This is a genomic window from Pseudomonas sp. 51_B (assembly GCF_017491595.1).
GTDB lineage: Bacteria > Pseudomonadota > Gammaproteobacteria > Pseudomonadales > Pseudomonadaceae > Aquipseudomonas > Aquipseudomonas promysalinigenes.
In genome coordinates this window covers 1-9355 of sequence record NZ_JAFGYW010000048.1, presented here as the reverse complement: position 1 = coordinate 9355, position 9355 = coordinate 1, and the positions used below count along the sequence as shown (strand labels likewise).

Here is a 9355-nt window from a genome sequence, read left to right as displayed (position 1 = left end):
AACCACCTGATCCCATCCCGAACTCAGTAGTGAAACGATGCATCGCCGATGGTAGTGTGGGGTTTCCCCATGTGAGAGTAGGTCATCGTCAAGATTCATTTCGCAAAACCCCTATCTGCGTATGCAGGTAGGGGTTTTGTCTTTAAGTAGGAACTACAGAGATTCGCAGGTACGTCCTCAGGACGGATCAGCACACAGAATTTCTTGACGACCATAGAGCATTGGAACCACCTGATCCCATCCCGAACTCAGCAGTGAAACGATGCATCGCCGATGGTAGTGTGGGGTTTCCCCATGTGAGAGTAGGTCATCGTCAAGATTCAAACAAAAAGCCCCTGTCTGCATTGCAGACAGGGGCTTTTTCTTTTCTAGGCAAGGGTGCACCCCAACCCGTCACGCTTCTAAACAGCGCGCTGTTTGTTCAGGTAGTTTCTAATCACACGTGCGCCGTTATTCAGGTGCTGCTGCAACACCCCCACTGCCTCCTCGACCTGCTTGGACGCAGCAGCGTCCACAAGGGCATTATGATCGTCCTGAGTGAGCTTGCCCAAGCCCATGGACGATAGGTGGAAACGCAAAAAACGTTCTTCTTCGTTCAGCTCGTTCTCGATCAAGCGCAGCAGTTTTTGATTGGAGGCCTTGCTATAGAGCGTCATATGCAGCAGCCGATTGAGACGGCCGATTTGCGCATGACTGGTTTCGTGTTCCAGCTGCTCGATGTAGCTACGAGCGCTAGCTATGTCGCTTTCCTCAAGCAACGGTATCGACTGGCGCAGCGCTTGGCTTTCAAGGAGTACGCGCAGCTCATAGGTGTCGACCGCGTCCTCACCAATCAACGGGGCAACGACTGCCCCTTTGTGCATCTCTACTCGCAGTAACGACTGTGCTTCCAATTGGCGGAGCGCCTCGCGCACAGGCATGCGGCTGACGCCATATAAGTCAGCAATTTCCTGCTGGCGAACGGCGGTGCCAGGTGGCAAGCGACCATCAACGATGGCGTTGCGTAGGCGCTCTTCAATCACGCTGCGGGCCAGGTGGGGTGATAGCTGCTCGCTAGCTAGCACATTACTGAGTTTGATTTTCTCAGCCAAAGAACGCCTCGACTATAAAAGTTGGATCCAATAAGCCGCATTATAGGCAGGGAGCCTCGGCAAACGCAGCTGCACCTATCAACGATCCAACGCAGCCTGTAGTAGGGGGTGAATAACCATAAAGTAATATAGCTCCAAGTCGCAGACGGGATGATTGCATGGTGCCATTGTCTTTTGAGTGGACAGGCCCCACCATCGCTGCTTTGGAATGAACTGAACAGGGCCTAGCAAGTGGCGTTCACTTGGCTACTCAAAACCGCAGTGCGACGTCTCGGCCTAGCCCTGCTGATGGGTACTCTGCTGCTGAGCGGCCTGAATGCCGATTGGGACTTTGCCGAGATCAGCCGCAAATCCCAGGCACTGTACGGGCCTTTGGGTGCTGGCAAGGGCCGTATCGATGCCTGGCAGCGGTTGATGGCCACACAAAGCCAGGGGAGCGAGATGCAGCGGCTGCAAGTGGTTAACCAGTTCTTCAACCAGCAGCTGCGTTATGTCGAGGACATCGACCTTTGGCATGAAGTCGATTACTGGGCTACCCCGATTCAAGCGCTGATCAAAGGTGCAGGCGACTGCGAGGACTACGCCATCGCCAAATACTTCAGTTTGCGGCGTATGGGCATACCCAGTGAAAAGCTGCGCATCACCTACGTCAAAGCCCTGCGCCAGAACCGCGCGCATATGGTACTGACCTATTATTCAAGCCCGCAGTCACAACCGCTTGTACTGGACAGCCTCATGGATGCGATCAAGCCTGCCAGCCAGCGAACCGACTTGCTGCCGGTATACGCCTTCAATGGCGAAGGCCTGTGGCTGACGGGCGCTACCGGCAACAAGAAAGTGGGTGATACCAAACGGTTGTCCCGTTGGCAGGATTTGCTGAAGAAAATGCAGGCCGAAGGGTTCCCGGCCGAACCGGTTTACTGAAGGAGCACAGATGTCACTGTTCAAACAATTGCTGTTGGCCATTTGCCTGTTCCTGATAGTCGCGTTCAGCGGCAGTTTCATGGTCAGCCTGGAAAGCTCGCGCAGCCAATACGTCAACCAGTTGCGGTCCCACGCTCAGGACGCAGCGACAGCCTTGGCCTTGTCGCTGACGCCGAACATCGATGACCCGGCAATGGTCGAGCTGATGGTCAGCTCGATCTTCGACAGTGGCTACTACGCCAGCATCAAGGTCGTGGACATTGAATCCAATGCCGTGCTGGTGGAGCGGCATGCCGAGCCCGACCCTGGAGGTGTACCGGCGTGGTTCATCCACTTGATAGGCCTGGAGGCTGCTGGCGGCGATGCAATCGTCAGCCGTGGCTGGCAGCAGGCTGCTCGCGTGGAAGTCATCAGCCACCCGATGTTCGCGATTGCCAAGCTGTGGCAGAGCGCCTTGGGCAGCCTTGGTTGGTTACTGCTGTGTGGCGTTGCAAGCGCGGTGCTTGGTGCGCTGTTGCTGCGCCGTCAATTGCGTCCGCTGGATTATATGGTCGAGCAGTCCCATGCCATCGCACGGCGTGAATTCCTCAGCCTGCCAGAACTGCCGCGCACACCTGAACTGGCTCGTGTGGTGCAGGCCATGAACCAGATGGTGGAGAAGCTCAAAGCGCTGTTTACCGAGCAGGCCGAGCGCAGTGAGCGGCTGCGCGCCGAGTCCTACCAGGACAGCCTCACAGGGCTTTCCAATCGGCGCTATTTCGAAATGCAGTTGGCGGCACGGGTCAGCAATATGGAAGAGGCCCGCTCTGGCTACCTGCTGCTGCTGCGCGTGCAGGACCTGGCAGGGCTCAACGCCCGCCTGGGTGGCCAGCGTACCGACCAGCTGCTGCAGGCGGTAGGCGAGCAACTGCGGCGTACTTGTGCCAATTTCCCAGAGACCAATGACCTGATCTCTCGCAGCCGTGGCGGCGAGTTCGCCGTTCTGGCCCCTGGCATGGTCCACGAAGAGGCCGTGCAGCTTGCTCAGGCGTTGGAGGCCACGCTGCAAAGTTTGCATGTGACCGGGGCTAGTGACGTCGATCCGGTGGCCTGCATCGGTCTTGCACCCTTTACCCCTGGCGATGCACCCCAAGCGTTGCTGAAGCTAGCGGACGAAGCCCTGGCCCGGGCCGAGAACCAGCCTACTCCTGGGTGGGTGTGCCTTGAGCAAGGCGTTGCCGCGGTGGCAGGTGATACCCAGCATGGCTGGCATACACGATTGGACCAAGCGTTCGCCAACGGGCAGTTCGAACTGTTCTTCCAACCTGTGGTGGATGCCAATCAGACCGACCACATCCTTCACTATAAGGTGATCTCGCGCCTTCACGATGACCGAGGCGAGGCACTGCCAGCCGGCCGCTTCTTACCATGGCTTGAGCGTTTTGGCTGGATGCCGCGGCTTGATGTGCTTGTGCTGGAGAAGGTGCTGGCTCATTTGCAAACCCACAACCACGTCCTGGCGCTGAACCTTTCGGCCGCCACCTTGGCCGACCCTGCTGCCTTGCAGCGTGTGTATGAATTGCTGGGTCAGCATGCTGCTTTGGGCCCTCGATTGATCTTCGAGATCGGCGAAGAGCAGTTACCTGAGCATGCCACCCTGGAGAACATCACCCGGCGCTTGCATGGCCTGGGCTTCGGCTTGGCGCTGCAGCGTTTCGGCGGCAGGTTCAGCATGATTGGCAACCTGGCACACTTGGGCCTGGCCTACCTAAAGATCGACGGCAGTTATATCCGCAATATCGAACAGGAGCAGCACAAGCGCCTGTTCATCGAAGCTATCCAGCGTGCTGCGCACAGTATCGACCTGCCGTTGATCGCCGAGCGCGTAGAAACCGAAGGTGAACGCCGCATTCTTGTGGAAATGGGCGTGGGCGGCGTACAGGGGCAATTGGTCGGTGAGCCGGCCCCCTGGCATTGACCCCAGCGGCGGCGCAGTAGCCCCCTGACGGCACGCCTCAGGGGGCGGCTCAGATCAGCCCGCTGTCCTCATCCTCTTGGATCAGGTTGTTCAAGCTGCCCAGCGCCATGCGCGCTGTTGAGCGGTTGAGCAGCTTGGCCTGGGCACCAGGTGGCAGGTCGGTGATGCTGATCACACCCTTGGTGGTCAGTACCTCGATCAAATCCTCCAGCACGCGAATCATGTCCAGGTCGCTCTGTTTCAGCTGACGCAGGCTGTTCTCGACCACATCATCGGCGAACCATTCGAGGATATCGGTATGGTCGGCCGCGAGGATTTCCGTGTACTCGGCATAGGGGGCAGCTTCTACCCGCTGCAACTGGCCGTCGGCGTTGCGTTGCACGTAGAACATAGCGTCATCCCTCGTCACGATGGTTCCTTATTGGTTATCCGCAGCATAGGCAAAGTTCACCGGGCAGGTTAGGCCCGGTGCATGAGTATGCGCTGTGAAAGGGAACTGGAAAAGCCACTCTACGGTAGCCATCCCTGGCCACCGTAGAGGGGATATCAGTGATCGACCTTGATGGTCGGGTCAGCACCACTGATCAACGAGTTGACCGTGGTATTCGACCAGTTAACGCCTTCGAGCTTGATGGTCACGTCGGCGCTGCCGCCAGCATTGAGTTTGCCTTCTGTGCTGACTTGCAAGGTGGACGTGCCGTCTGCCGTGGTGGTGATCTTCAAGTAGTTGTCGATGGTGCTAGCTGTCTCGCCCTGCAGCAGGTCGCGCAGGTCCAGACGGTCACCTTCACTGGCTTTGAAGTCCTTGATCACGTCGTTGCCAACGTCACCCGCCTTCCACACGAACAGGTCGGCACCGCTGCCGCCGATCAGGATGTCGTTACCCTGGCCGCCGATGAGGGTGTCGTTGCCACTGCCACCAAGCAGGATGTCATTGCCCTTGCCGCCATCGAGGTAATCGTTGCCACCCTGGCCGAAGATGATGTCATTGCCTGCCCCACCCATGAGCGTGTCACTGCCGTCATTGGCCCCGGAAATGTCGAACTCGGTGTAGTGCTCGCTGACGTACTTGTGCATCGCCCGCGCGTCTACGTCACCGATGTCGACCCCAGTCTTGCCGGCGACATAGGCCTGGATGGCCTCGACACCCGTACCTGCAATAGACGGGAAGGTCACCAGGTCGCCGAAGATGATGTCATTGCCGTCACCCCCGTTCACCGTATCGTTGCCTGGCAGAGTGGCTTCGGTATGGCCCAGGATGGCATCGGCGAGCTTGCTCGGGTCGATGTTGGTCTGAGGCTTGCCATCGGTGTCGTACGGCTTCAGATCGTCGGTGTTGACACCGCTGTTCAGGCCGATTGCTTCTACACCCGAGAGCGCCGAGAGGATTTTGAAGCTTTCCAGCGAGTTGCTCAGGGTGGCGTCGTTAGTAGTGCTACCGGTACCCGCGCGGGTCGACATCTCGTAGGTACCGTCACCCTGGGCGTGTAGCGTGCCGGTTTCGTAGGTTCTCCAGTTGCCATAGACGTTCTTGTACTGGACCGTGATCGACCCGTCGGTTTGGATGGACACTCGGGTGGTGCTGTCCACGGTAGCGTTGGTAAGCGAATCACCCAACTTGTAGTTGACCGAACTCAGGTAGTTGTCCAGCGTGACGCTGCTGTAGCCCAGGGTCGGGTTGGTCTTCTCACCAGTCTGGTAGTAAGTCGGTTGGCCATCGGTAATGAAGAATGTCTGATTGCTGCCAGTGCTACCTGCATTCTTGAGCGCCTGGAACCAGTTGGCAGTGGTTTTGAAGGCATCTTCATAGTTGGTGCCGCCGCCCGACTGCAGGGTGTTCAGGGCCGACAGCAAGGTCTTGAGGCCCGCATCGTTGAGGGTGACCGACACATTGCTCTTGACCTGGGTCGCGAAATCTACCAGCAGGATATTGACCACACCCGACTGGGCGCCTTTGACGCTCGCTGCCAGTGTCTTGAATACCGACTCCAGCGACGACTTGGCCGCATCCACACCAGAGGATCCCATCGAGCCCGAGGTATCGACGATGAACGCGATGTTGTAGTTCTGCCCCGGCACCACGTGCAGGCCATTGACGTCCGACACGATGATGTCGTTGCCATCGGTGCCGGTGAGGGTGTCGTTTTCTGCCGACAGGTTACTGGTGGTGTAGGCCTGTGGGTAAACCGTGACTTTGAACGTGCCTTCGGTGGTCGCCGTGCTGCCGCCAACGCTTTCGCTCGAGGTCGAAGATACCTTCACATCGAACTGGCCTTGGTAGTAGGCCGGTGGCTTGATGGTCAGGCTACCAAGGTTCCAGCCAGTGACGTCCACTGCAGCGCTGCCCACGGTTACGGTATGGCCAGCGCTGTCGGCCAGCACCGAGCCTGCCGGGATACCGGAAAGCTTGACGCTGAGGCTCTCGGAGCCATCCGTGTCGGTGAGCGCGGTGCTGATGCTCACGAGTTTGATCGGCGCGCCGTTCTCGCCACCTTCGTTGAGCTTGTAGCCATCGTAGTAACCAGCACCGTTGCTGCCATGCAGGTCGGATACGGTTACACCGGTGTTGGCCAGCGCAGCGACGTTGGGGTACATCGGAATGTTGGCGCTGTTCAGGTCAGTGACCGCACCGCTGCCCACCTGAATGTTGACATCCAGGCTACCTGGCCCTGCCTGGTTGGCGCTGTAGATCTCCAGGGTGTAGTAGCCACTGGTGGTCGGCGTGAAGCTGCCAGTGATCTTGCCGCTGGCCGAGCCCCAGGTCGCTCCCGCTACGTTGTTACCGCCAACGACGATCTGCAGGCTGTCGTCAGCGGTGCCGCTGAAGGTATAGGTCTTGCCGGCTTCCAGGTAGATCAGCCCGGAGGTCTTGGAACCTGAACCGGGGGTGATGGTGGACGAGGTATCGACCGTATTGACCAACTCGCTCTTGCTGGCGTTGCCAGAGTTGGCGAAGACGTTCTTCAGCGCGTCACCCGTAATGCCATTGCCATTGGTGCCCAGGCCAGTGAGGCTGGTCCAGGTTTGCTTGGTCAGGCCCAGAGACTCGACGTTGTTGTTGCCGATGCTCAGGGACGGGGCGTCAGCCACAGGCCTGATATCGACCTTCAGCGTCGCTTCACTGCCCGCATCCTTGCCGTCGGTAGGCGTGTACTTGATCTGTGCATAGTCAGCCTGCTTGTTGCCCACGCCGGTACCGCCATAGGCATCCACACCCGACTGATTGGCAAGCGGCACGAACTTGAGCTTGCCAGCGGCGATGTCGGCCTGGCTGATGGTCTGGCCAGCTTTGACGTCGGTCCAGGTGGAGCCCACCAGCAGTTTGAGGTTTCCGGCATCCGGTAGCTTGGTGATGGTCACACCCAGACTGCTCAGTGGCGAGTCTACATCACTAACGTTGAAGTCGCTCCAGCCCAGTACGAGGTCGGTGTCCTCGGTACCGGTGACCGCGCCCCCGGTTGTGGTCGGCGCATCGTTTACGGCAATCACGTTCACCGTGGTGGTGGCGACGTTGGAGGTGTTCACACCATCGGTCACTGTCACCGTGATGGTGCGTGGCGTGGTGCTTGGGTCCTCACTGCTGTTGATGAAGGTGATGTTCTTCAACGCCTGGATGTAGTCAGCCAGCGACGCGGTGCCGCTCAGGGTCAGTACCACCTTGCCATCAGTGCTGTTGGCGTTGATGGTGATGCCATTGACGCTGTTGCCCAGGTTCAGCGCATCGCCCGGCTGACGGTTGGTCAGGGTAACCGTAGCGCCGGTCAGCATCGAGCTGTCGTAGTCGGTGATGCTCAGGTCGACATCGCCGATGGACACACCCTTGCCGTTCTCGGTGAAGGTTGTCTGGTAGTCCGCGCCAGTCTTGCCGCTGGAGTCGTTGGCATCCAGGTCCAGTACTGGGGCGGGTTCGAAGATGACCGTGGTTGCGCTACCGGCGCTACCGCTGATGGCCAGGTTCTCGAAGTTGCCGCCACTGGCCGAGTCGATCTTGACGGTGAATTGCTCGGTGCCCTCGGTAACGTTGTCCTTGATCGTCGGGATGCTGAAGGTCGCAGACGAACTGTTGGCCTTGATCACCACGCTGACCACGCCAGTGTAATCGGCACCGTTGGTGGCGGTGCCGCTGTAGCTCAGTTTCACGGTGACGTCGGTTTGCGCAGGGTTGGTGAGCGACAGGGTGTAGGTCGCGGTACCGCCCTCAGCCACCGCAGCAGTGCCGTTGATGCTCAGTGTGGTGGTCTGAATGGTATCGGTGACGGCAGTGACCGCCGCTGTGTCGCTGACGGTCAGTTGCTCGAAGTTGCCACCGCTGGTGCCGGTGATCTTGGCCGAGACGTTACCTGCATCGATGTACACATCGTCTGCCGGGGCAGGGACGGTGACGGTGCCGGAGGTCTTGCCAGCAGCAATGTTGATTACCGCGCCGTTGCTCAGCGTGACGGTCATGTCGGTACCAGCCTTGTTGGTCAAGGTGGCGGTGTAGGTGATCTGACCACCTTCAGCGACAGTTTGCGTGGCGCTCAGGCTCAGGCCTGTGTTGTCGATGGTGTCGGTGACCTTGGTTTCGATGAACGCCCCGTCGATGACCAGCTGCTCGAAGTCACCACCTGTAGCGCCGGTGATATTGGCTTTCAGTGTGCTGGCATCGATGTACGGATCATCGGCTGGCGCGTTGATGGTCACGCTGCCTTCGCTCATGCCTTTGCCGATGGTGATGACTTCCCCATTGCTCAGGGTGATCTTCATTTCGGTGCCAGCTGGGTTGGTCAACTTGGCGGTATAGGTGATCTGGCCGCCTTCGGCAACGGTCGGTGTGGCGGTCAGGCTGAGGCCGGTGGTGTCCTTGGTGTTGGCGCCATCGACAACCGTGGTGCTTGGTGTGCCGGTGGTAACCAGTTTCTCGTAGTTCCCGCCAGTGACATTGGTGATGCTGTTGGTCAGCGGAGCATTGGTGTTGTAGACGTTGTTCGGTGCGGTGTAGTTGACCGACCCGCTGGTCTCGTTCACGCCGATAGTGATGGTCTGGCCGTTGGCCAAGCTGATGACCAGCGGTTTCTCCGTCACAGGCGCGGTCACGGTGGCGGTGTAGGTCACAACGCCGCCCTCGGTCACGCTTGGGGTGGCCGTCAGGGTTACGGTGCTGGTGTCGATGCTGTCGGTCACGGCGGTTACCGCCGGGGTTGGGCTGACGCTCAGCTTCTCGAAGTCACCGCCGGTGGTGCCGGTAATGGTCGTGCTGACGCTGCCGGCATCGATGTACACGGTGTTTTTCGGTGCATCGACAGTGACAGTACCTTGGCTCTGGCCCTTGGCGATATTGATGACTGCACCGTTGCTCAGGGTCACCGTCATCGCGCTGCCGGCCGGGTTGGTCAGCTTGGCG

At 59.0% G+C, this 9355-nt stretch carries 4 protein-coding genes, 2 rRNA genes and 1 pseudogene; 4 read left to right on the top strand and 3 right to left on the bottom strand.

Features of this window, described 5'->3' with window-relative positions:
• Together rrf (J5M56_RS23425) and rrf (J5M56_RS23420) are read left to right on the top strand one after the other, a co-directional pair.
• Window positions 1–94 (top strand): 5S ribosomal RNA (gene rrf / locus J5M56_RS23425); the annotation flags it as partial.
• Window positions 95–203: 109 nt separating this feature from the next.
• Window positions 204–319: ribosomal RNA gene (rrf, locus tag J5M56_RS23420) — 5S ribosomal RNA — on the top strand.
• An 82-nt stretch (window positions 320–401) separates the two neighbouring features.
• Here the strand turns inward: rrf (J5M56_RS23420) and J5M56_RS23415 are convergent.
• Window positions 402–1091: a GntR family transcriptional regulator gene (locus J5M56_RS23415; protein WP_060480545.1), complete on the bottom strand. Its 690-nt coding sequence runs from the start codon at window positions 1089–1091 to the stop codon at window positions 402–404.
• A 161-nt stretch (window positions 1092–1252) separates the two neighbouring features.
• Here J5M56_RS23415 and lapG point away from each other — a divergent pair.
• Together lapG and lapD are read left to right on the top strand one after the other, a co-directional pair.
• Window positions 1253–2015, top strand: a pseudogene (gene lapG / locus J5M56_RS23410) (cysteine protease LapG).
• A gap of 10 nt (window positions 2016–2025) precedes the next feature.
• Window positions 2026–3972 carry a cyclic di-GMP receptor LapD gene (lapD, locus tag J5M56_RS23405; RefSeq protein WP_207937881.1) on the top strand — a complete coding sequence of 649 codons (1947 nt, stop codon included), beginning with the start codon at window positions 2026–2028 and terminating at the stop codon, window positions 3970–3972.
• Window positions 3973–4021: 49 nt separating this feature from the next.
• Here the strand turns inward: lapD and J5M56_RS23400 are convergent, their stop codons facing one another.
• Both J5M56_RS23400 and J5M56_RS23395 read right to left on the bottom strand, forming a co-directional pair.
• Window positions 4022–4363 (bottom strand): hypothetical protein, encoded by a 342-nt coding sequence (locus tag J5M56_RS23400; RefSeq protein WP_060480548.1) that lies wholly within the window; start codon window positions 4361–4363, stop codon window positions 4022–4024.
• A 155-nt stretch (window positions 4364–4518) separates the two neighbouring features.
• A partial coding sequence (locus tag J5M56_RS23395; RefSeq protein ID WP_207937880.1) for an immunoglobulin-like domain-containing protein occupies window positions 4519–9355 on the bottom strand: 4837 nt, incomplete at its 5' end.

Coding starts and splice junctions, on each gene's coding strand:
- J5M56_RS23400 (WP_060480548.1), bottom strand. CDS start 4,363: ATGTTCTACGTGCAACGCAACGCCGACGGCCAGTTGCAGCGGGTAGAA.
- lapD (WP_207937881.1), top strand. CDS start 2,026: ATGTCACTGTTCAAACAATTGCTGTTGGCCATTTGCCTGTTCCTGATA.